The sequence below is a fragment of the Exiguobacterium sp. CH10 genome (assembly GCF_018617635.1).
Lineage (GTDB): Bacteria > Bacillota > Bacilli > Exiguobacteriales > Exiguobacteriaceae > Exiguobacterium > Exiguobacterium aestuarii_A.
The window spans coordinates 198387-220107 of sequence record NZ_JACSKO010000002.1 but is presented as its reverse complement, the minus strand read 5'-3'; the positions used below and the strand labels follow the sequence as shown (position 1 = coordinate 220107).

The 21721-nt window shown below is 50.4% G+C and carries 22 protein-coding genes and 1 tRNA gene; 2 read left to right on the top strand and 21 right to left on the bottom strand.

The window, feature by feature from the left end:
* Positions 1 to 8 precede the first annotated feature (8 nt).
* The 17 genes from hemA to KNP04_RS07845 all read right to left on the bottom strand — a co-directional run bounded on the left by hemA (position 9) and on the right by KNP04_RS07845 (position 16559).
* The gene (gene hemA, locus KNP04_RS07925; RefSeq protein ID WP_214760507.1) at positions 9 to 1355 is read right to left on the bottom strand and encodes a glutamyl-tRNA reductase; all 1347 of its coding nucleotides are present in this window, start codon (positions 1353 to 1355) and stop codon (positions 9 to 11) included.
* Between the two features lie 184 nt (positions 1356 to 1539).
* Complete coding sequence (locus KNP04_RS07920) at positions 1540 to 2709, bottom strand: AI-2E family transporter (RefSeq protein WP_214875285.1); 1170 nt, start codon at positions 2707 to 2709, stop codon at positions 1540 to 1542.
* Positions 2710 to 2819: 110 nt separating this feature from the next.
* A complete protein-coding gene (gene yihA / locus KNP04_RS07915) occupies positions 2820 to 3413 on the bottom strand; it encodes a ribosome biogenesis GTP-binding protein YihA/YsxC (protein ID WP_074032795.1) in 594 nt (197 codons plus the stop codon).
* Positions 3414 to 5714, bottom strand: a complete 2301-nt coding sequence (lon, locus tag KNP04_RS07910) for an endopeptidase La (RefSeq protein WP_214875284.1) — start codon at positions 5712 to 5714, stop codon at positions 3414 to 3416.
* Positions 5715 to 5787: 73 nt separating this feature from the next.
* Positions 5788 to 7056 carry an ATP-dependent protease ATP-binding subunit ClpX gene (clpX, locus tag KNP04_RS07905; protein ID WP_015881113.1) on the bottom strand — a complete coding sequence of 423 codons (1269 nt, stop codon included), beginning with the start codon at positions 7054 to 7056 and terminating at the stop codon, positions 5788 to 5790.
* Between the two features lie 211 nt (positions 7057 to 7267).
* Positions 7268 to 8560: a trigger factor gene (gene tig, locus KNP04_RS07900; protein WP_214749748.1), complete on the bottom strand. Its 1293-nt coding sequence runs from the start codon at positions 8558 to 8560 to the stop codon at positions 7268 to 7270.
* Positions 8561 to 8649: 89 nt separating this feature from the next.
* A complete protein-coding gene (locus tag KNP04_RS07895; protein WP_214819372.1) occupies positions 8650 to 9561 on the bottom strand; it encodes a hypothetical protein in 912 nt (303 codons plus the stop codon).
* 124 nt (positions 9562 to 9685) lie between these two features.
* Positions 9686 to 9759, bottom strand: a tRNA-Arg gene (locus tag KNP04_RS07890).
* Between the two features lie 60 nt (positions 9760 to 9819).
* Complete coding sequence (locus tag KNP04_RS07885; RefSeq protein WP_214875283.1) at positions 9820 to 10332, bottom strand: metallophosphoesterase family protein; 513 nt, start codon at positions 10330 to 10332, stop codon at positions 9820 to 9822.
* A 5-nt stretch (positions 10333 to 10337) separates the two neighbouring features.
* On the bottom strand, positions 10338 to 10928 hold the full coding sequence (locus KNP04_RS07880; protein ID WP_214875282.1) for an XTP/dITP diphosphatase: 591 nt from the start codon (positions 10926 to 10928) through the stop codon (positions 10338 to 10340).
* Complete coding sequence (gene rph / locus KNP04_RS07875; protein WP_214875281.1) at positions 10925 to 11674, bottom strand: ribonuclease PH; 750 nt, start codon at positions 11672 to 11674, stop codon at positions 10925 to 10927. The genes KNP04_RS07880 and rph overlap by 4 nt, the downstream gene beginning before the upstream one ends.
* Entirely contained in the window at positions 11667 to 12470 is an 804-nt protein-coding gene (gene racE / locus KNP04_RS07870; RefSeq protein WP_214819366.1) for a glutamate racemase, read from the bottom strand. The genes rph and racE overlap by 8 nt, the downstream gene beginning before the upstream one ends.
* A gap of 113 nt (positions 12471 to 12583) precedes the next feature.
* A complete protein-coding gene (locus KNP04_RS07865; RefSeq protein WP_015881106.1) occupies positions 12584 to 12847 on the bottom strand; it encodes a phosphocarrier protein HPr in 264 nt (87 codons plus the stop codon).
* A gap of 74 nt (positions 12848 to 12921) precedes the next feature.
* Positions 12922 to 13362, bottom strand: a complete 441-nt coding sequence (locus KNP04_RS07860; RefSeq protein ID WP_074032771.1) for an acyl-CoA thioesterase — start codon at positions 13360 to 13362, stop codon at positions 12922 to 12924.
* An 8-nt stretch (positions 13363 to 13370) separates the two neighbouring features.
* Positions 13371 to 14159 (bottom strand): succinate dehydrogenase iron-sulfur subunit, encoded by a 789-nt coding sequence (gene sdhB / locus KNP04_RS07855; protein WP_193343274.1) that lies wholly within the window; start codon positions 14157 to 14159, stop codon positions 13371 to 13373.
* A gap of 8 nt (positions 14160 to 14167) precedes the next feature.
* The gene (gene sdhA / locus KNP04_RS07850; protein WP_074032768.1) at positions 14168 to 15925 is read right to left on the bottom strand and encodes a succinate dehydrogenase flavoprotein subunit; all 1758 of its coding nucleotides are present in this window, start codon (positions 15923 to 15925) and stop codon (positions 14168 to 14170) included.
* Between the two features lie 16 nt (positions 15926 to 15941).
* On the bottom strand, positions 15942 to 16559 hold the full coding sequence (locus KNP04_RS07845) for a succinate dehydrogenase cytochrome b558 subunit (protein ID WP_015881102.1): 618 nt from the start codon (positions 16557 to 16559) through the stop codon (positions 15942 to 15944).
* Positions 16560 to 16781: 222 nt separating this feature from the next.
* On the opposite strand from KNP04_RS07845, the gene KNP04_RS07840 reads away from it, so the two are divergent.
* Positions 16782 to 17174, top strand: a complete 393-nt coding sequence (locus tag KNP04_RS07840) for a YslB family protein (RefSeq protein ID WP_251125650.1) — start codon at positions 16782 to 16784, stop codon at positions 17172 to 17174.
* Between the two features lie 208 nt (positions 17175 to 17382).
* Here KNP04_RS07840 and uvrC read toward each other — a convergent pair whose 3' ends face one another.
* Positions 17383 to 19173 carry an excinuclease ABC subunit UvrC gene (uvrC, locus tag KNP04_RS07835; RefSeq protein ID WP_074032756.1) on the bottom strand — a complete coding sequence of 597 codons (1791 nt, stop codon included), beginning with the start codon at positions 19171 to 19173 and terminating at the stop codon, positions 17383 to 17385.
* 70 nt (positions 19174 to 19243) lie between these two features.
* On the opposite strand from uvrC, the gene KNP04_RS07830 reads away from it, so the two are divergent.
* Positions 19244 to 20557 carry a dihydrolipoyl dehydrogenase family protein gene (locus KNP04_RS07830; RefSeq protein ID WP_214875280.1) on the top strand — a complete coding sequence of 438 codons (1314 nt, stop codon included), beginning with the start codon at positions 19244 to 19246 and terminating at the stop codon, positions 20555 to 20557.
* Positions 20558 to 20599: 42 nt separating this feature from the next.
* On the opposite strand, the gene mnhG is transcribed toward KNP04_RS07830, so the two are convergent.
* The 3 genes from mnhG to KNP04_RS07815 are packed head-to-tail and all read right to left on the bottom strand — an operon-like array spanning position 20600 to position 21718.
* Positions 20600 to 20959, bottom strand: coding sequence for a monovalent cation/H(+) antiporter subunit G (mnhG, locus tag KNP04_RS07825; protein WP_015881097.1), 360 nt, complete (start codon positions 20957 to 20959; stop codon positions 20600 to 20602).
* The gene (locus KNP04_RS07820) at positions 20937 to 21233 is read right to left on the bottom strand and encodes a Na(+)/H(+) antiporter subunit F1 (RefSeq protein ID WP_026826530.1); all 297 of its coding nucleotides are present in this window, start codon (positions 21231 to 21233) and stop codon (positions 20937 to 20939) included. Before KNP04_RS07820 ends, mnhG begins: the two co-directional genes overlap by 23 nt.
* A complete protein-coding gene (locus KNP04_RS07815) occupies positions 21233 to 21718 on the bottom strand; it encodes a Na+/H+ antiporter subunit E (protein WP_214875279.1) in 486 nt (161 codons plus the stop codon). Before KNP04_RS07815 ends, KNP04_RS07820 begins: the two co-directional genes overlap by 1 nt.
* Positions 21719 to 21721 lie beyond the last annotated feature (3 nt).

The window sequence follows — 21721 nt, the reverse complement described above, 5'->3', positions numbered from 1 at the left end:
ATATCTTGTTAGCGCATCAATGCGCGAAGTGGTGCTTTGGCAGAAGTGGCATCTGTTTCTTCCACTTCGTCTACCGGCTGTTCTGGCAACTCGACATCGAGTCCGAACGTCTCGACAAACTGGGCAATTCGAACGTTTGCGTCCGGCTGTGCCGCTGCGTCTTTAATGTAGTCGATCGGATCACGAAGCATCTGGTTGATGATGGACTTCATATGCTTCCCGATGACTTTCTTGTCGCGCGCCGACAAGTGGTCGAGCTTACGCTCTAGACTCGTCATCGTGTCTTCTTGAATATCAAGGGCACGGGCACGCAACTCGTTCATGATCGGCACGACACCGAGCGTGACGAGCCATGTTTGGAACTCTTGAATCGCTTCATCGATCTTCATCTCGATCTTCTCGGCCTCGAGGAGACGAGCTTCGAGATTCTTGTTGACGATTCCATTCAAATCATCGACATCGAACAAATGAACACCTGGAAGTGTCGCGACCGCTGGATCGATATCTCGCGGCACAGCAATGTCAATGAGAAGAAGTGGACGTTCACGGCGCAACAATTGTGCAGCTGCTACATCGTCATATCCGATGACGGCGTCTTTCGCTCCGGTCGAACTGATCAAAATATCCGCATCGAGTAAACCACATGCGATTTCACGAATCGAATGGGCACGACCTTTGAACTTATCCGCTACTGCTTTCGCTTTGCTCTCCGTCCGGTTGAAGACGGCGATCTGTTTGGCACCAGCCTCGAACAAGTTGAGTGTCGTCAATTCACCGGTCTCTCCGGCCCCGACGACGACGACTTGCTTATCTTCGAGCTGTTGGTACATTTCTTGCGCGAGCGTCACGGCGGCCGAGCTGACCGATACAGACATTTCCCCAATTTGCGTGTCCGTATGGGCGCGCTTGGCGAGTGTGACCGCTTCTTTAAATAATTTGTTGAAGACCGTTCCTGTCGTTCCATGCTCTTGGGCACGGAAGAAACTCGTCTTCACCTGACCTAAAATTTGTGTTTCCCCGATGATCATCGAGTCGAGGCCCGATGTGACACGGAATAAGTGACGAATCGCCTCTTCCCCTTCTCGAATCGACAAGTATGGTGTGAACTGCTCCATCTCTAGGTTGAACCAGTTCGCCAAGAAACGTTTCGTGTAATAACGTCCAGTATGGAGTTGATCTGTCACGACGTACAGCTCCGTCCGGTTACACGTAGACAAAATAACCGACTCGAAAATGCTCTTCTCTTCGCGAAGTGCAATCATCGCATCCACGATTTCTTGCTCCCCAAACGAGAACTGCTCCCGAATCGCGACAGGGGCTGTCTTGTTATTTAGTCCAACGACGACAATATGCATGTATCTCTTCCCCTCATCTAAAATCCACCGACGGTTGTCTCTTCTTTTTTTCAATCTCTACCGTACATTATAACAGTTCTTATCTGGTAACTATAATCTTCTGTTTGATTTTCCTGAAATAAAATAAGAACTTTTTGTGACAAAAAGAAGTAGAAATGGCGAAACCCCATTTCTACCCTTATTCTTATGAATTTGGTGAATTCGGATCCGTGATAATCGAACTTTCTGTCTCTTCTTTGTCTAAATATTGTTCGCGCTCCCGTAATTTATAGATGCGAACGATATTCTGGACAACCGTTTTGGCGACCGCATAGAACGGTACGGCGATGAGCATCCCGATAATCCCGGCCAAATTCCCAGCCACGAGCAAGACGATGATGATCGTAAGCGGGTGGACTTTCAAGGACTTCCCTTGAATGAGCGGTGAGATAACGTTCGATTCGATCTGCTGCACGATAATGATGACGACGATGACCCAGATGACTTTGATTGGATCTTGAATGAACGCCACGATGACAGCCGGTACGGCACCTAAGAACGGTCCGACGTAAGGGATGATGTTCGTCACCATCATGAAGAGCGCAAGCAAGATAGCATAATCCACACCGACGATCCAAAGACCGATGAGTGACGTGATCCCGACGAAGAACGCGACGAGAAGTTGAGCGTTGACATAGCTTCGCACCGTCTCATGCATGTCATGCAAGATGTGGCGTGTCTCTTTCTCATAGCTCGAAGGCAAGAGTTTGACGATAGCGTCCGGCAGACGCTTCCCGTCAAGCAACATGTAAAGAAGCATGAATGGGATGACGACGATTGTGATGACCGCCGACGTCACGAATCCGACGACTTGCCCGAATGACGACGCGATGTTTCCGAACAAATCTCCTAAATACGACGTGATGTTCGTCGTCAAATTGCGGAACATCTCATCATTTTGCGCCATGAAGCGTGACAAGAACTCATTTTGGAGCAACGTGTCACGGACAGCGAACGCCTGTTGTTGAAGCTCTTTTGCGATACTTGGCATCGCATTGATGAGCGACGTGACTTGTTCAGCAAGTACCGGTCCGAGAATACTGAAGACAATGGTAAAGATGAGCACGAGACCGATCAATGTCATCGCGACCGCAAGTGCACGTTTCCCTTTCAACCGTTTTTCTAAAAAGTCGACGATACCGACCAAGAAATAGAAGAAGAGCCCGGCCACAATGAGTGGGACCGTGACGAGTGCCAAAATGACTTGAACCGGTTCAAACACGAACGAAATCTGTGTTCCGACCCAAATGACTAAAAAGATGGTCAGCGTCCAAAAGAGGGCGCGGTACCATTTGTTTTCAAACATGCGCTGCATTTCTCCACCTCGTTTACGATTATGACTATGTACTAACTATGATTATACGATAATTACCCGCTTGCGGGATGAGAAAAACAAAAAGGCGAAGGAATCCCTTCGCCCATACGTCATTCACCTTCCGTGATGAGTGCATAAATTGCTTTCCACGCATCGTCTTTTCCTTCTGCTGTTTCGGCTGAGAAAGCGACGAAACGGTCAGATGGATCGAACTGAAGCTTACGTTTTACCGCTGCCTCGTGCTTTTGACGCTGGCTCTTCTTGATCTTATCGAGCTTCGTCGCTACGACGATGACAGGAATGTCATAGTGCTTCAAGAAGTTGTACATCGTCACATCGTCACCCGTCGGTTCATGACGGATATCGACGAGTAAGACGACACCGCGAAGCGCCTCTTGACTCGTCAAATATTGCTCCATCATGACGCCCCACTTCTCACGCTCCGTCTTCGATACTTTCGCGTAACCGTATCCTGGAACGTCAACGAACATGATTTCATCATTGATGTTGAAGAAGTTGAGGGTCTGAGTCTTTCCTGGTTTTGAAGACGTCCGTGCGAGCGCCTTTCGTTGGCAAATCTTGTTGATGAACGACGACTTCCCGACGTTCGACCGTCCGGCAAGCGCCACTTCCGGTAACTCATGGACCGGATAATGGTCTGGCGCGACGGCACTCGTCACGAATTCTGCTTTGTTGATCTTCATTTAATTTCCTCCAAATGCTACATCTAGTACTTCATCGAGGGTCGTCACGGGAACGAACGTCAGTTTCTCACGCACCGTTTCTTGAATGTCATCGATGTCTCGCTCATTATCTTTCGGAATGACGATGGTCGTCAACCCGGCCCGATGAGCGGCGAGCGCTTTTTCTTTCAATCCACCAATCGGTAAGACGCGTCCACGAAGTGTGATCTCCCCCGTCATCCCGACATCGCGATGGACTTTCTTCCCGGTCAACGCGGAAATGAGTGCTGTCGCAATCGTGATCCCGGCCGATGGTCCGTCTTTCGGTACGGCACCTTCCGGAACGTGGATATGGATGTCTTGTCGCTCATAGAACGTCGGGTCAATCCCGAACCGCTCCGCATTCGCACGGACATAGCTATATGCCGTCTGTGCCGACTCCTGCATCACGTCACCGAGTTTACCCGTCAACTGAAGCTTGCCTTTACCAGGTGCGAGCGCCACTTCGATTGTGAGCGTGTCTCCACCGAACGCCGTGTAGGCAAGACCTGTCACTGCACCGATTGAGTCCTCGGTCTCTCCTTTTCCGTAACGATACTTCGGTTTTCCGAGATACGTGATGATGGCTTTCTTCGAAATCGTGACTCGTTTCTTCTCACCGATCGCGATTTGTTTCGCTGCTTTACGGCAGAGCGAACCGATGACGCGTTCTAAGTTCCGGACACCCGCTTCACGTGTGTAGCGGCGCACGACTTCATAGAGCGCATCTTCTTTGATCGTCAATTGGCTCTTCTTCAATCCGTGCTCTTTCAACTGTTTCGGCACTAAGTGACGCTTCGCGATTTCAACTTTCTCAAGCTCCGTATACCCACCGATTTGGATGAGTTCCATCCGGTCAAGGAGCGGTGCCGGAATTTGCGAGACATCGTTCGCTGTCGCGATGAAGAGGACGTTCGACAAATCGAACGGTTCTTCGATGTAGTGGTCCGAGAACGATACGTTTTGCTCTGGGTCGAGTACTTCGAGCATCGCCGACGCCGGGTCTCCTCTGAAGTCAGAAGCCATCTTGTCGATTTCATCGAGTAAGAAGACGGGGTTCTTGCTTTCCGCTTGCTTCAACCCGCGGATGACACGTCCTGGCATCGCGCCGATATACGTCCGGCGGTGACCACGGATTTCTGCCTCATCGCGTACCCCACCTAGTGAAACACGAACGAAGTGACGTTCAAGCGCCGAGGCGATCGAACGGGCGAGCGAAGTCTTCCCGACCCCTGGAGGTCCGGCGAGACAAAGGATTGGTCCACGAAGCGAGTTCGTCAACTGACGGACGGCCAAGTATTCGAGGATTCGGTCTTTTACTGACTCTAAACCGTAATGGTCATCGTCAAGGACTTCTGCCGCGTGTTTCACATCAAGCTTGTCTTCCGTCTCGATGCCCCATGGAAGGGATGCGACCCAGTCGAGATAGTTACGGATGACCGCATACTCCGGCGACGTTTGTGGGACAACGTTCAATCGCTCTGCTTCACGCATGACGTTCTTTCGAGTCGTCTCTGGCAAGTCGAGCGCTTCTAACTTCTCGCGGAGGCGAGTCGGCTCAGACTCTTGCGTTTGGTCGCCGAGCTCTTGTTGAATCGTCTTCATCTGTTCCCGTAAGTAATACTCGCGCTGCGACTGCTCAATCGACTTCTTCGTCCGCTCGCGCATCTCTTGCTCGAGTTCGATCACTTCCACCTCGTGTGCGATGATTTCAAGCAGTTCAAGCCCTCGTTTGACCGCATCTGCTTCTTCGAGCATCGCTTGGCGAAGTTCGACATCGACATCAAGTTTCGACGTGATATAGTCCGTGAGCGACTCAAGTCGCTCATACATCTCGAAACGACGACGTTCGTCCGGGGACATGCCTTTGATGTTGGCGACAAGTTTACCGAACTGCTCTTTCAACAGACGGACGAGCGCCGTACGTTCGACCTCTTCCCCTTCAGCGAGTTCAAGTGGTTCGACGTTAGCGAACCAGCCTTCATCCGTCGATTCGACCGAGTCGACGCGGACACGCTCTTTCCCGACGATGCGAACCCGAATCGTCTCGTTCGACAATTCGCTCATCTTGGCGATATGGACACGTGTTCCAATCGTGTACAAGTCTTCCGGTTCTGGTGACTCGTTCCCGGTTTCTTTTTGAGTGACGACAATTAAATCCGTTTCATGCTCCTTTGCAGCAAGGAGCGCCCGAAGTGATAACGGGCGTCCGACATCGATTGTCACACCGATGAGCGGATATACGACGACTCCTCGCAACGGAAGGATTGGTAATTTTTCCATCTACAACGCCTCCTGTGCAAAAAGGCCCAAAACTCGGAGTGTGCCGAGTGTTTGAGCCTTCTTCGTTAACAAATTATGCTGTCTCTTTGTTGTCCCCTGTCTGTTCGACAGTACCATCACGAAGGACGTATTTCGGACCGGCAAGACCCGTAATCGTTTCATCTGTGATGATGACTTTCTCGATATCGTCACGCGATGGGACGGTGAACATCACATCGAGCATCATTTCTTCGATAATCGAGCGGAGACCGCGTGCGCCAGTCTTACGTTTGATCGCAAGCTTGGCGATTTCGATCAATGCCTCGTCTGTGAACGTCAATTCGACATCGTCAAGCTCGAGCATTTTCTCGTACTGACGAACGAGAGCATTTTTCGGCTTCGTCAAGATTTCAACGAGTGCTTCCTCATCGAGTGTCGTGAGCGTCGCCATGACTGGCAAACGACCGATGAACTCAGGAATCAAACCGAATTTTTGAAGGTCTTCAGGAAGTGCGCGGGCGAGCAAGTCTTCTTGCGTCAACTCGCGATTCTCTTGATCGTTTCCGAAACCGATGACTTTCTTCCCGATTCGGCGTTTGACGACCGATTCAATCCCAGCGAATGCTCCGCCGACGATGAAGAGAATGTTTGTCGTATCGATTTGGATGAATTCTTGATGCGGATGCTTACGTCCACCTTGTGGCGGTACGCTTGCTGTCGTGCCTTCAAGAATTTTAAGAAGTGCCTGCTGAACGCCTTCACCGGATACGTCGCGCGTAATAGATGGGTTTTCAGACTTACGAGCAATCTTATCGATCTCATCAATATAGATGATTCCTTTTTCAGCCTTCTCGACATCGTAGTCAGCTGATTGGATCAATTTGAGCAAGATATTTTCGACGTCTTCACCGACGTAACCCGCTTCCGTCAAGCTTGTCGCATCCGCGATTGCGAATGGGACGTTCAAGACGCGAGCCATCGTCTGGGCGAGAAGCGTCTTCCCGCTACCAGTTGGTCCGATCATGACGATGTTCGACTTCGCAAGTTCGACATCATCTGAACGGCCGCCGGCGTTGATTCGTTTATAGTGGTTATAGACAGCTACTGAAAGCGCACGTTTTGCGCGGTCTTGTCCAATGACATAATCGTCTAGAATGTTACGAATCTCTTGTGGTTTCGGAATGTCTTTGAATTCGACTTCTTCCTCTACACCGAGCTCTTCCTCAACGATTTCATTGCAAAGTTCGATACACTCATCGCAAATGTATACGCCTGGTCCGGCGACTAACTTACGAACTTGTTCTTGCGATTTTCCGCAAAACGAGCACTTGAGTTGCCCCTTTTCCTCGTTAAATTTGAACATTCGATACACCCCTTCTGTGGTGAAAATGGATGTAAGTGCGATAAATCGCGATTTGTATTTTCTGGTGCGATGCACCGCGAAAAGACATTTTACATCTCTGCGTTGAAATAATTGTAGCATGAACATATTGCGACTTCAAAGAATTACACATCCAAAGTGTTGTGACAGAAAAAAGGACGACCGCTAGGCAGTCGTCCCACTAAAAATCAACTTACTTCGCTTTACCGTTTTCAACGAGGATGTCGATCGCTTTACGGAATTTGAGGTCACCTTTAAGTGTCTCAAGACCGCCTTGTGGAGCGAGCATCGTACGGAGTTGGTCCGGTGCGATGTTGTAAAGTTTAGACATTTCTTCAAGCTCTTTCTCAGCATCTTCGTCAGATACTTCGATTGCTTCTTTGTCAGCGATTGCTTTCAAGACGAGACGAGCTTTAACGCGCTCTTCAGCTTGCTCTTTCATCTCTTCGCGCATTGCTTCTTCAGAAGTACCAGTGAGTTCGAAGTACATGTTAAGGTCGATTCCTTGTGAAGATACACGTGAACCGAACTCTTGTACCATGCGGTCTACTTCTTGGTCAACGAGAACTTGTGGTACGTCGATTGTTGCGTTAGCAGTTGCCTGCTCAACGAGTTGGTCGCGCATTGTACCTTCAGCTTCTTGTTTCTTACCAGCTTCTAAACGCTCACGGATGCTCGCTTTCAACTCGTCGAGTGTCGAAACAGACTCGTCGATGTCTTTTGCGAACTCGTCGTCGAGTTCAGGAACTTGTTTTGTTTTCACTTCGTGAAGTTTGACTTTGAATGTCGCTGGTTTACCCGCTAAGTTTTCAGCGTGGTACTCTTCAGGGAATGTTACTTCAACGTCTTTTTCTTCACCAGCAGTCATGCCGACCATTTGCTCTTCGAATCCTGGGATGAATTGACCAGAACCGATTTCGAGTGTGTAGTTCTCAGCTGTGCCGCCTTCGAACTGCTCACCGTCAGCGAAACCTGCGAAATCAAATACAGCTGTATCGCCGTTTTCGATTGCACCTTCTTTAACAGCGAGTTCTGCGCCTTGCTGTTGAAGTGCTTCAAGTTCTGCTGTTACTTCGTCTTCTGTTACTTCAGTTGAAACAGCTTCGTACTCGAGGCCTTTGTATTCGCCAAGCTCAGCTTCTGGCTCAACCACGAATGTCACTTTGAAAGCGACTGGTTTGCCTTTCTCGAGCGTGCCGTCTACATCGATGTTTTCGAGCGCGATTGGTTCGAAACCAGCTTCTTCAACCGCACCTTGGATTGTGTCGCGGTAGAGAATGTCGAGCGCGTCTTGATAGAGTGCTTCTTCTCCATACATTTTGTTGAACATTGGGCGTGGCAATTTACCTTTACGGAAGCCAGGCACGTTCAAGTCTTTGACGACTGTTTTAAATGCGGCGTCAACTGCTTTATCAAAAGCTTCTGCAGGAGCTTCGTACGTGAGTACGCCTTGGCTACCTGATGTTTTTTCCCATTTTGCTGTCATGCTAAGTCCCTCCAACAATTCGTTTATACCGTACAAAAATGTACAACAATCCGTATTATAGCATAAATCCTCGGTATGCACACAAGGATTTAGTCTAATAACGCCTGTGTGAAGCGCAGATCCGCCTCTAAAATCGCAGCTGCCAAACCGTCGACTGCCTCGTCATGCAAAATCGCTTGTTTCGCCTGTACGAGCGCCTGCTCCACGTCCGCCATTTCAGCCGGCACATACGGATAATGCGTATACATATAGTTCATCAACAACTGAGTCCCGATCTCATCGCCCTCAACTGATTTCTGAAGCGAGAGGACGGTCTTCTCCCACGTCTCGATGTGCGATGTTGCCTCCATTTGCGACATCTCGTTCGTCGAATCCCCATCCGACCACTTGATGACCGCCAGTTCGGCAAAAGCTTTCTCTAACACGATTAATTTGACGAGCTTCGGTCGCTTGGATACGAGTAGCTCATGCAGCACATTGTCGAGCACCGAATCGATATTGAAATGAACATGTTGCAACGCCTCGATTTGTTCCCCTGTACTGCCGCGCGTCAACGTCCGTTTCAATTTGGCGATGGCCGCCGGAAACTCGGTCATCTTCAACACTTGAAGCACTTGATGTGCCTGTGTGTTGACCGTATCCTTTTTGTCTTGCCATTCGAGGTACTGGTTGATCCAGTGCGCCGCTTCAAACGGCTGGTCCCGCATGATGTAATACTGCGCGATCTGTAATCCGCCCGAAGCCGGTTCTTCCGCTTCCGCCATCTGGATGGCGACGAGTTCCTGCAACTTCTCGAGCGTTTCCGGGTCGTCCGGTTTTTCCATCGCACATTGGAAGATTTCCATGAAAATAAACGGGTCACCCGGAATCGCCTGATACCAATCCCATAAAATCGGTTCGATCCGCTGTCGCTCCCCAGAAGCATCTGCTTCTTGAATCATCTTATGCAGACGCGACCAATTCCCGGGGAACGGATAGTCCTGGTCCTTTTCCTTCTCCATCTTCCCTCACCCTCTCTTCCATTCCCTTTCATCTTCCGTTAGGACGCGATTCCTTGTCAATCGATTTCCCGGAAAATGAAAAAAGAGACGTTCTCCGTAGAGAACATCTCTATTTTAATGGAAGCGTCCCAAGAGGGATTCGAACCCCCGACCGACGGCTTAGAAGGCCGTTGCTCTATCCTGCTGAGCTATTGGGACATTGACATGAAAACTATAATAGAAAAATGGTTTCCTGTCAATCGATTTCCCATTCGAAACTCATAGTTTTCCTGCGATGTCCAAATCTTCGACGTGAGAACCGTCTTCCGAGCGATAAAAACGTACCGCTGCTTCCCCTTTTTCTAAGTCAAGAAGCGCATACGTTTTGTCCGAACGTCCACGTGGCATACGAATCGAACCCGGGTTGATGTAGACGACCCCATCCTCGATCAAAGCACCTGCCACATGCGAGTGACCGAACAAGACGACGTTCGCACCGACCTCTTCCGCCCGGTAACGCAATCGATTCAAGTCGAATTTGACGTCGTGATGATGCCCGTGGACGATGAGGATTGTGCCGGCATCCGTCGTCTCGATCCGTTCGAGCGGAAGGTCTCCACCAAAATCACAATTCCCACGGACCGTTCGATACGGCAATAGATGTTCATCGACAAGTGCGAGTTGTGAATCGCCGCAATGGAACGCGTCATCAATCTCTGCCTCGTGTCGTTCAAAAATCGTTGTCAATTCTTCCGTCAGACCATGACTATCACTCACTATTAGAAAACGCATAAGCTTCATCCTTTCATGAATGGAATGATTTCTGCCTCCAGTTTTCGTAATGCCTGTCCACGGTGACTGACGACCGCTTTTTCTTCACGTTCTAGTTCGGCCGCCGTCTTGTGGAGCGATGGGACGATAAAGAGTGGGTCGTATCCGAAACCGTTCTCGCCACGTGGGGAATAGCCGATTGTCCCTTCAATCGTTCCGCGAACGGTCAACGTCTCTCCTGTCGGTTTCGCCAGGCAGAGGGCACAGACGAAGCGAGCCACGCGATTCGTTTGCCCGTTCAATTTTTCAAGAAGAAGCGCATTGTTCGCCTCATCCGACTTTTCAGGACCGGCGAAGCGAGCTGAATATACACCAGGTGCCCCATCGAGCGCGTCGACTTCAAGACCGGAGTCGTCCGCGAGAACGGCATGCCCGAAATAGGCAGCTGCTTCCGTCGCTTTTAACGCCGCATTTTCTTCAAATGTCGTCCCTGTCTCATCTGTTTCCGGCGCATCCGGATAGTCGAGTAGTGATTCGACCTCAAATCCGAGCGGTGTCAACATCCCTTCTAGTTCTTTCACTTTTTCAGGATTGTGTGTCGCAATGATCAACTTCATAATGTCTCCTCCGAACGTTCTCCGACGTACCACCAAGAAGCACCAAGTGCCTCTTCAGCCGTCTTGAATAATGATTCGATTCCGTGTTGCGCGAGCGCGAGCATCTCGTTCATCTCTTGAAGCGTGAACGTCGCCTCTTCACCTGTCCCCTGAACTTCGACGAACCGACCGCTCGCCGTCATGACGACGTTCATGTCGACCTCAGCCGCCGCGTCTTCCATATAGTCCAAGTCGAGAACGAGTTCATCGGTCCGTCCGACCGAGATGGCTGCGACGCCTTCTTTGATTGGTGTATCATCGAGTTTCCCTTGACGGATCAACCGGTCGACGGCGAGGACGAGGGCACAAAAACCACCCGTGATGGATGCCGTACGTGTACCGCCATCCGCTTGGATGACGTCACAGTCAATCCAAATCGTGCGTTCGCCAAGACTTTCCAAGTCCACGACCGAGCGGAGTGATCGGGCGATGAGACGCTGAATCTCCATCGTCCGACCCGATTGTTTCCCACGTACCGCTTCTCGGACAGTCCGGTCACCTGTCGCACGTGGCAACATCGCATACTCGGCATTGATCCAGCCTTGCTTCTTCCCGCGAAGGAAGTTCGGAACACGTTCTTCGACAGTCGCTGTACAAATCACTTTCGTATCACCAATCGAAATGAGGACAGACCCTTCCGCATGCTTATTCACATGAGGTACGATCTCGACTGTTCGTAATTCATCAAATCGTCTCGTATCACGCAATGCCGGTCACCTCGACTTTCTCCGCATGAACCGGACGACCGAGCCATTCGCTCGCTAGTCGGTCAAACAGTTCAATATCCCCCGTCGCATAAAAGGCATGGGATGGGACAGTATCTAATCCGTTCTCAAGCTCTTGATAATCAAGCATCGCTGCGACTTCAAGCGCCGTCTCGTCACCCGACGAGATGAGGTGCACGTTCGGTCCGACCACGTCCTGGATGACAGGCGCAAGAATCGGATAGTGCGTACAACCGAGAATGAGTGTATCCATCTCGGAAGATTGTAGTGGACGCAGCGTCTCTTCCACAATTTGACGGACGCGGTCTCCCGACACGTCCCCCGCTTCGACGAGCGGGACAAAAGGCGGGCAAGCGAGTGAGTACACGTCGACTTCACCAGCCACGTGACGAAGCGCCTTCTCATACGAAGCGCTCTCAATCGTCATCTTCGTACCAATGACACCGATATGTTTGTTGCGTGTCCCTTTGACAGCCGCGCGGGCACCTGGGTCGATGACACCGATGACCGGGATATCGAGGCGTTTCCGCGCCTCTTTCAAAACAACCGCCGTCGCCGTGTTACAGGCGATGACAATCATTTTGACGTCTTTCTTCAATAGAAACTCAATGAGTTCCCATGTATAAGCTTCAATCTCATCGTGCGGACGCGGCCCGTATGGACAGCGTTCCGTATCGCCGATATAGATGATTTCTTCTTTAGGGAGTTGGCGCATCAATTCTTTGACTACCGTCAACCCGCCGACTCCTGAATCGAGGACTCCAATCGCTCGTTTCATTTTGCATCACTTCCATTCTCACCTATCTTACCAAAAAACATCAGACGGAAAAAGAAACGTTCCCATGACAAAAAAAGACGAGGTCGCCAGTGGCGCCTCGTCCCTTACCCGAATTACTGAGCAAGACCTTCGCTAGTGAGCATGTCAGAAAGCGTGTTGATCGCTTCTTCTGCATCTTCACCTTCAGCAGTGATCTTGATTGTAGAATCTTTTGCGATACCGAGTGAAAGTACACCCATGATCGACTTCAAGTTAACTGTTTTACCATTGTACTCGAGGTTGATGTCTGATTGGAACTTAGAAGCTGTGTTAACCAACTGAGTAGCTGGACGAGCGTGAATTCCTGAATCAGCAACGACTGTGAACGTTTTTTCCATGAGATGATGGTCTCCCTTCAAAATTCAATTCTACAGGCGAACCGGCAGAATATTTTTTGTTTGTGAACTCATTATCAAATGATAGCGGATTCGCAAAAATTCTGCAAGCGGTTTTTATATTCCGGAGTCCATTCCGTTGGACGACCTTCCTTCGTCAAATGAACGAGGCTCGTTCGTCCCGCGAAGAGGAGTTGTTCTCCGTCATATGCCCCGTAATGAATATCACATGAAGTGTTTCCGACCGTCAAGATATTGGCATGCACGGTCAGCTGTTGACGTGGCATGACTTGTCGAACATAGTCACATTGCGCATCGGCGACGACGACAAACCCGTCCTTCAAGGAGAATCCTGTCGCTTCTAACAACTCGATTCGCGCATCTTCGAAATAGATGAACGGGATCGTGTTGTTCATGTGACCGTACGGATCGCACTCCGAAAAGCGGACTTTCACATCGAGCGCGACCCCTGCTTTGACACGTGTTTCCCAACCTGGCTCTCGAAAGTACTTGGTCATCGGCTCGCTTATGCCTCGACCGCAGAACCGGTGCGACCTTTGTCACTACCGAAGAACTGTTTGAACGAGTGAAGCGTCGTTTGACGGTTCATCGAAGCGATAGACGTCGTGAGCGGAATGCCTTTCGGACAAACTTCGACACAGTTTTGTGCGTTTCCGCACTGCATGATGCCTCCGTCTTCCATAAGGGCTTCGAGGCGGTCTTCCGCGTGGAAGGCACCTGTTGGATGCGAGTTGAAGAGACGGACTTGCGAAATCGCAGCTGGACCGATGAAGTCCGACTTGTCGTTGACGTTCGGACACGCTTCAAGACAAACCCCACATGTCATACATTTCGATAACTCGTATGCCCATTGACGTTTGTTTTCTGGCATACGCGGTCCTGGACCGAGGTCATACGTTCCATCGATTGGAACCCATGCCTTCACTTTTTTCAACGCGTCGAACATGCGTTGACGATCGACTTGAAGGTCACGGATGACCGGGAACGTCTTCATCGGAGCGAGGCGGATCGGTTGCTCGAGTTTATCGACGAGCGCTGTACACGATTGGCGTGGCTTCCCGTTGATGATCATCGAGCAGGCACCACATACTTCCTCGAGACAGTTCATGTCCCAGTTGATCGGTGTCGTCTTGTCGCCGTTCGCGTTGACCGGGTTACGGCGGATTTCCATCAATGCCGAGATCACGTTCATGTTCGGACGGTACGGCACCGTGAATTCTTCAGTATATGTCGCTTGATCCGGTCCATCTTGGCGTTCAATGATGAAGCGGATGTCTTTTTGTTCAGATTGCATTGGCGTCGTCATTTCGTCTTCGCCCCTTTCTTCGAGTAATCCCGTTTACGTGGCGGGATTAACGAAACATCGATGTCTTCATACGAGATATCGACTTCCCCATCTTTGTAACGTGCCATCGTCGTCTTCATGAACTGCTCGTCATTACGTTCCGGGAATTCCGGTTTGTAATGGGCACCACGGCTCTCGTCCCGCTTGAGTGCGCCGAGTGTGATGACGCGTGCGAGGTCGAGCATGTGGTCGAGCTGTCGAATGAACGATGCCCCTTGGTTGCTCCAGCGTGCCGTATCCGTAGCCGAGATGTTATGGAAACGTTCACGCAATTCTTGGATTTTCTTGTCCGTCGCTTCGAGCTTGTCGTTATAACGAACGACTGTGACGTTGTCCGTCATGAGTTCACCGAGTTCACGGTGGATTTGATACGCGTTCTCTGTTCCGTCCATCGCAAGGATGTCGTTGAAGCGTTCGATTTCTTCACGCTCGTTGAAGTTGAAGAGTGCGTCAGAGACGCTTTCTGTCGCTTGGTCGAGACCACGCATGTAGTTGACAGCTGCAGGACCTGCTTCCATTCCGCCATGAACGGCTGAGAGGAGTGAGTTCGCACCGAGACGGTTCGCACCGTGCATCGAGTAGTCACATTCACCGGCTGCGAAGAGTCCAGGGATGTTTGTCATTTGATCGTAGTCGACCCATAGTCCGCCCATCGAATAGTGGACTGCCGGGAAGATCTTCATCGGTACTTTACGCGGGTCGTCCCCTACGAATTTCTCGTAGATTTCGAGGATCCCACCAAGTTTGATGTCGAGTTCTTTCGAGTCTTTGTGCGACAAGTCGAGGTAGACCATGTTCTCGCCGTTGACGCCGAGTTTTTGGTTAACACATACATCAAAGATCTCACGTGTCGCGATGTCACGCGGTACGAGGTTTCCGTATGCCGGATATTTCTCTTCGAGGAAGTACCATGGCTTCCCGTCTTTGTATGTCCAGACACGTCCACCTTCCCCACGAGCCGATTCACTCATGAGACGAAGTTTGTCGTCCCCAGGAATCGCAGTCGGGTGAATTTGGATGAACTCCCCGTTCGCGTAGACAGCACCTTGGCGGTAAACCGCTGCCGCTGCTTGTCCTGTGTTGATGACCGAGTTTGTCGACTTACCGAAGATGACCCCTGGGCCACCTGTCGCCAAGATCACCGCGTCCGATGGGAACGCTTTAATTTCCATCGAGCGCAAATCCTGACAGACCGCACCGCGGCAGATGCCTTCTTCATCGATGACGGCACGAAGGAATTCCCATCCTTCATATTTCTCGACAAGACCTTGTGCTTCATAACGACGAACCTGCTCATCGAGTGCATAGAGAAGTTGTTGACCTGTTGTCGCTCCAGCGTATGCCGTACGGTGGTGAAGCGTTCCACCGAAACGACGGAAGTCTAAGAGACCTTCTGGCGTACGGTTGAACATGACACCCATCCGGTCGAACATGTGGATGATTTTCGGTGCATTCTCTGCCATTTTTTGAACAGGTGGTTGGTTGGCGAGGAAGTCGCCTCCGTAGACCGTGTCGTCAAAGTGTTGCCAAGGAGAATCGCCTTCCCCTTTCGTGTTGACGGCCCCGTTAATACCACCTTGGGCACAAACTGAATGTGAACGCTTGACCGGTACAAGCGAGAATAGTTTTACCGGAACACCCATCTCTGCCGACTTGATAGTCGCCATGAGTCCAGCTAGACCGCCACCGATGACGATCAAACTTTGATTTGCCATGTAAAATTCCCCCTAATTACAAGATGCCTGCAAACGTCAAAATCGAACGGATGCCGACAAAAGATAGTGCCAAGAACACGACACCTGATACGTAGCTCATGAGACGTTGCGAACGAGGTGACTGTGTGATTCCCCACGTGATCGAGAACGACCAAAGACCGTTCGCGAAGTGGAACGTAGCCGAAAGGATTCCGACTATGTAGAAGATCAACATGAGCGGGTTGTCGACGATGTTTTGCATCATCTCCGCATTGACTTCTACCCCGCGTAATTTCGCTAAGCGCGTTTCCCAAACGTGCCATGCGATAAAGATCACGAGGAAGACCCCTGTGAAGCGTTGGAAGAGATACAACCAGTTGCGTGCGTATGAATAACGGTTCGAGTTAATCGATCCAAGAAACGCATAGTACACGCCGTACACTCCGTGGAAGATCATCGGCAATGCGATAATCGTCACTTCAAGGAAGTACAAATACGGTAAGTTCTCCATGAATTTTGCTGCTTTGTTGAATGACTCCACCCCATCGACGATGTAGTAGTTGACCGATAAGTGAACGATCAAAAACAAACCGATTGGAATGACCCCAAGTAGCGAATGGACTTTACGACTGAAGTAGTCACGATGCGCTGCCATTCTAGTTCCCCCTTTTCACGAGCATTGGCTCGTTTTGTCAATAAAAGCGTTTTCAAATGCAGATATAGCTTTCTGACTCCTATTCTACTCTTGTGAAAATTGTATGACAAGATAACCTAGCCGATTTGTGCCACATTCTTTTCAAAAATACAGGATGACCAAATTCCGATTGGTCGTTATAATGATATAGAGAGATTGGAGTGATGGGATAGAATGGAAACGATGAGCCAACCAATTTTCGCGATTGAACTTCTTCGCGACTATGTGTTGACGGACTTGCTTGGTGAAGATTACGCCCAAGTCATCTATTGGTCAGGAAAACGGGTCGCCCGCAAATTCCCGACGATGTCTGACGATGAACTGACTGCATTCTTCGACGAGGCAGGTTGGGGAGCGTTGACGCTCAAAAAGGAACGTGGGAGTAAATTTACATACGAACTCATCCCACCGCCCACGACCCAAGCCAAGGCGACCGGTTACTATCAGCTCGAAGCTGGATTTTTAGCCGAACAGATTGCAGGTCGTTTCCAGTGCGTCGCGGAAGGATATGCCGATCCCGCCCGAAAAATTGTCCAAATCACCGTCCAACTAGACCGGAAAGACGATTACGAATAAGAGTCGATGCGTTTCGCATCGACTCTTATTTTTGATTCTGCTGAAGTTGCTCGTTCATATACCGACGTACTTCACTGAGTTCGTGTTGATTAAACGTCACGTCTTCCCCTTCATAGCCCTGAGTCGCCTTACGAACGACCGTGACAACATTTCCCGGAAAATGTCCGTTTTCTATCAGCTAACCGAGCGCTTCACATGTTCAGATCTCTCATTCATCCGTATCCTCGTGCACATATTGAAGGACGGTCTCCGCCAGTTTTTCCGGTAGTCCCGCTTCTTTCAATTGTTCAAGCGAGGCCAGACGAATCTGTTTCATCGACCCGAAATGACGGATGAGCTGTTGACGACGTTTCGGACCGACTCCTGGAATCTCGTCTAAAATCGACTTCGTCATCTTCTTCGTGCGCAAGCTGCGGTGGAAGGTGATGGCGAAACGGTGTACCTCGTCTTGCATCCGCTGCAATAGATAAAACGCACTCGATCGTGGATGGAGTTCTACGACCGCACCATGTTCTCCAAACAACAGTTGACTCGTCCGATGTCGGTCATCCTTTTTGAGTGAGCCAACCGGCAAGTCGAGCCCGAACTCGTTTTGGATGACATCGAGCGCGGCATTCAACTGTCCGATTCCACCATCAATCAATAGGAGATCCGGTAACCGCTTGTCTTCTGTCAACAGGCGACGGAACCGTCGCCGTACGACTTCGCGCATCGTCTCATAATCATCAGGTCCTTGGACGGTCCGAATCTTATATTTCCGATACTCTTTCTTGAGCGGCTTCCCGTCTTCAAAGACGACGAGCGCCGATACGGCGTCAGCCCCTTGAATGTTCGCGTTATCGATGATGTCGACACGCGACAAGTTCGGGATACCGATTGCTTCCCCGAGTTCACGCATCGCGAGTAACGTCCGCTCTTCGTCCCGAGCGAGCAATTCGAATTTCTCGTTCAAGGCGATCGTCGCGTTCTTCGTCGCCAAATCGAGTAATTGCTTCTTCGCCCCACGTTTCGGTTGCATCACTTTCGTGCCGATGGCATCATTCAGTAAATCGAGCCGGACCGTCTCTGGTACGAGAATCTCTTTTGGCACGACGTTTTGTTCATAGAACTGGACGATGAAACTTTCAAGTTCTTCCGAAGGTTCCCCGTGCATCGGGAAGAGCGAGACATCTCGCTCAATCATCTTCCCGCCTCGCATGTAGAACACTTGGACACACATCCAGCCCCGGTCAAGTGTATAACCGAAGACGTCTCGTGCAGTCGGGTCGGCCGTAATCATGTTCTGCTTATTCATGATCGATTCGACCGCTCGAATCTGGTCGCGTAGTTCAGCAGCCCGCTCGAACTGCATGTCCTCAGCGGCACGTCCCATCTCGACATTCAGCTTCGCAAGCGTCTCGCTCGTCTCACCGTTCAAGAAACGACGAATCTCGTTGACAATCTCTTTTTGCGAATCCGTGTCGACCGCGAGCTCACAAGGTCCTAAGCACTGCCCGATGTGATAATAAAGACAGAGTTTCTTCGGCATCGGCTGACATTTGCGGAGTGGGTATAGTTTGTCGAGAAGTCGTTTCGTCTCGTTCGCCGCGTAAGCGTTCGGGTACGGTCCGAAGTAATGTCCACCGTCTTTCTTCAGCTTACGCGTCGTCAATAGACGCGGATATGGTTCGTTCGTGATTTTGATGTACGGATACGTCTTATCATCTTTCAGGCGAATATTGTACTTCGGGTCATGTTTTTTGATAAGCGTCATTTCAAGGAGCAACGCCTCGAGTTCGCTCGCCGTCACGATGTACTCAAAGTCACGAATCTCTGCGACGAGACGCATCGTCTTGATGTCGTGCGCGCCCGTGAAGTAAGAGCGGACCCGATTCTTCAGATTTTTCGCCTTCCCTACATAGATGACCTCACCATATTCATTTTTATGCAAATAGCACCCCGGTTCGTCCGGGAGCAGCGCTAATTTGTGTTTAATGTGGTCGGTATGACTCAATTCCATTCACCTCAGTTTAGCTTCCTCCTGGACGGGAAAAAGAGTGTGATATCTCGTCAGAGGAGGATTTTATATTATGAAACGATACGATGTCATCATTGTCGGTAGCGGGTCAGCAGCGAGCCAAGCCGCTTCCATTTTACGCGAAGCCGGTAAAGAGATCGCCATCATTGAAAACTGGACGTTCGGAGGAACGTGTCCTCAACGTGGATGTGACCCGAAAAAAATGCTCGCCGAAGGTGCCGAACTACTCGCCCGCACGGAACGTATGCGCGATCTCGGCGTCGAAGGAAGCCTATCCCTCGATTGGTCGTCCTTTAAAAAGCGGATTGATGAGTACCGTCTCTCTATCCCAACATCCAAAAAACAGCATTGGAACGAGATGAACATTGACTTATATCAGGGAGAGCCTCACTTTATCGATGAGGACTCCATCGTCATCGATGGTCACGAGCTCTCTGCCAACCAATTTTTAATCGCGACGGGTCAAACGCCACGCCCTCTCGATATCCCAGGTGGCGAACTGGCGATCACGAGCGATGATGTGTTCGACCTCGACGCGTTGCCTGAATCGATTCACATTGTGGGGGCAGGCTATATCGCATTTGAATTCGCCCATATTTTCCGGCGCTTCGGAAGTGACGTGACCCTTCTCATTCGTTCACGTGCGTTGAAGGCATTCGACCCGAACGTCGTCCATCGGCTCGTCGAGGAGTCGAAGCGAATCGGCATCACCGTCCGACATGACATCGAACCGACACGAATCGATGGGAACGTCTTAACGTTATCAGATGACTCTACCCTTGAAGGAGTTGTCCTTAACGCCACCGGGCGAATTCCAAGCATCGAGCGACTTCATCTCGATTCAGCCGGCGTCAATACCGATCATCATGGTGTTCAGGTGAACGAGCATCTCCAGACGAGTAATCCGAATATATACGCCGCCGGAGACGTCGCAAGCAGTCCAAACCCTGCGCTCACACCGTTCGCTGGTCAGGAAGGACGCCTCGCTGCATTGAACATGCTTCACGGGAATACACGGCCACTCCCGGAGCGTCCGGCGCCGACAATCGTCTATGCGACGCCGCCGATTGCCAAAGTGGGGCTCACTGTGGAGGAAGCGGAAGCCGAGGGCATCGACTTCGACGTGAAAGAAACGGACATGTCCCATTTCCTCACCTATTCACGCATCAATGACGCGACCGCCTATTCGAAAGTATTGTTGAGTGCGGAAGGTCATATTATCGGGGCACATCTGATTGGACACCATGCCCCGGAACTCATCAACCTGTTCTCTTTCATTATACAGAACAAACTGTCGCATCAACACGTGAAGCACTTAGAAGTCGCCTATCCGACGGCCGCCTCCGACCTAACCTATCTGATCTAAACAAAAGACGGGACTCGCCTCATGGCGAATCCCGTCTTTCTCTTATTCGATTCCTTTATCCTTGTCTTCTTTCAATGCGTCTTGTAACGACTTCTCCCAAAGAGGGACCCCTTTTGCGTGCGCCGCACGTGAGATGAGGTGCCCCCCGACAGGAGCCGTCAAGAGGACGAAGAAGAGACCGAGCAAGAGTCTTGCGTCAAATACCCGTTCATCGACATACACGTGAAGCACGGCCGCAAAGAGGACGAACATGACACCGAGTGTCGCACTCTTTGAGGCAGCGTGTGTTCTCGAATAAATATCTGGGAGACGGATGAGACCAATCGCGGCGACGACCGTGAAGAAGACGCCGATGATCGTGAAGATGCCGGTAATGAGATCAAAGATCATTGTCGCGGTCATGTTGGATAATCTCTCCCCTCTCTAAGAATTTCGAGAACGCCACCGTTCCGATGAAGGCCAAAATACTGAGTAGCAAGATGACTTCAAAATAAAGGGTCGTATCGAGCAGAATCGACAGTAACGCAACGACCGAGATGAGCGCGATCCCGATTGAGTCGAGCGCGATGACTCGGTCTGCCGTCGTCGGTCCTTTGACGACGCGATACAACATCATCAACATCGCAAGCAAGAGAATGGCGAGCGAGATGTAGATGAGAATGTCTAGTAAATCCATCACTCTGTCGCCTCCTTAATGCTTGATTCAAAGTTATCATAAATGTCTTTTCGTAAGGCATCCTTATCCGGCATGTTGAGCGCGTGGATATAGAGCACGGAATTGTCTTTTGACACCTGAACGACGAGCGTCCCTGGTGTGAGCGTGATCAGCATCGAGAGCAAGCTGATTTTCCAGCCTTTGTCGAGAGACGTCTCATATCGGAAGATTCCTGGTTGAATCTTGAGCTTCGGACTAAGGACGAGACGTAACACCTCGAAGTTCGCGAGGAACAGTTCCCGAATGAAGATGAGGAGCAATTTAAACAGACGCCAAACGCGTGTGAAGTAAAAGCTGCCTCCCCCTGACTTGAAGAATCGGCGCATCATGAACAAGATGAGCAATCCGAGTAGATATCCGACGAAGAATCCGCTCGTTGTGAACGATCCCGTGAGGAACATCCAGATGAACGCCAAGAAAAAGTTAATCAAAAGTTGATAAGCCATCTG

Excerpts from the sequence above, each read along its gene's own strand:
- KNP04_RS07840 (WP_251125650.1), top strand. The coding sequence starts at position 16,782 with ATGAGCCAACCAATTTTCGCGATTGAACTTCTTCGCGACTATGTGTTG.
- hemA (WP_214760507.1), bottom strand. The coding sequence starts at position 1,355 with ATGCATATTGTCGTCGTTGGACTAAATAACAAGACAGCCCCTGTCGCG.
- lon (WP_214875284.1), bottom strand. The coding sequence starts at position 5,714 with ATGGAAAAATTACCAATCCTTCCGTTGCGAGGAGTCGTCGTATATCCG.
- KNP04_RS07820 (WP_026826530.1), bottom strand. The coding sequence starts at position 21,233 with ATGGATTTACTAGACATTCTCATCTACATCTCGCTCGCCATTCTCTTG.
- yihA (WP_074032795.1), bottom strand. The coding sequence starts at position 3,413 with ATGAAGATCAACAAAGCAGAATTCGTGACGAGTGCCGTCGCGCCAGAC.
- KNP04_RS07845 (WP_015881102.1), bottom strand. The coding sequence starts at position 16,559 with ATGGCAGCGCATCGTGACTACTTCAGTCGTAAAGTCCATTCGCTACTT.
- KNP04_RS07920 (WP_214875285.1), bottom strand. The coding sequence starts at position 2,709 with ATGCAGCGCATGTTTGAAAACAAATGGTACCGCGCCCTCTTTTGGACG.
- KNP04_RS07895 (WP_214819372.1), bottom strand. The coding sequence starts at position 9,561 with ATGGAGAAGGAAAAGGACCAGGACTATCCGTTCCCCGGGAATTGGTCG.
- KNP04_RS07865 (WP_015881106.1), bottom strand. The coding sequence starts at position 12,847 with ATGGAAAAAACGTTCACAGTCGTTGCTGATTCAGGAATTCACGCTCGT.
- sdhA (WP_074032768.1), bottom strand. The coding sequence starts at position 15,925 with ATGGCAAATCAAAGTTTGATCGTCATCGGTGGCGGTCTAGCTGGACTC.
- racE (WP_214819366.1), bottom strand. The coding sequence starts at position 12,470 with ATGAAACGAGCGATTGGAGTCCTCGATTCAGGAGTCGGCGGGTTGACG.
- KNP04_RS07830 (WP_214875280.1), top strand. The coding sequence starts at position 19,244 with ATGAAACGATACGATGTCATCATTGTCGGTAGCGGGTCAGCAGCGAGC.
- KNP04_RS07860 (WP_074032771.1), bottom strand. The coding sequence starts at position 13,362 with ATGACCAAGTACTTTCGAGAGCCAGGTTGGGAAACACGTGTCAAAGCA.
- KNP04_RS07885 (WP_214875283.1), bottom strand. The coding sequence starts at position 10,332 with ATGCGTTTTCTAATAGTGAGTGATAGTCATGGTCTGACGGAAGAATTG.
- KNP04_RS07815 (WP_214875279.1), bottom strand. The coding sequence starts at position 21,718 with ATGGCTTATCAACTTTTGATTAACTTTTTCTTGGCGTTCATCTGGATG.
- uvrC (WP_074032756.1), bottom strand. The coding sequence starts at position 19,173 with ATGGAATTGAGTCATACCGACCACATTAAACACAAATTAGCGCTGCTC.
- tig (WP_214749748.1), bottom strand. The coding sequence starts at position 8,560 with ATGACAGCAAAATGGGAAAAAACATCAGGTAGCCAAGGCGTACTCACG.
- KNP04_RS07880 (WP_214875282.1), bottom strand. The coding sequence starts at position 10,928 with ATGAAGTTGATCATTGCGACACACAATCCTGAAAAAGTGAAAGAACTA.
- clpX (WP_015881113.1), bottom strand. The coding sequence starts at position 7,056 with ATGTTCAAATTTAACGAGGAAAAGGGGCAACTCAAGTGCTCGTTTTGC.
- mnhG (WP_015881097.1), bottom strand. The coding sequence starts at position 20,959 with ATGACCGCGACAATGATCTTTGATCTCATTACCGGCATCTTCACGATC.
- sdhB (WP_193343274.1), bottom strand. The coding sequence starts at position 14,159 with ATGCAATCTGAACAAAAAGACATCCGCTTCATCATTGAACGCCAAGAT.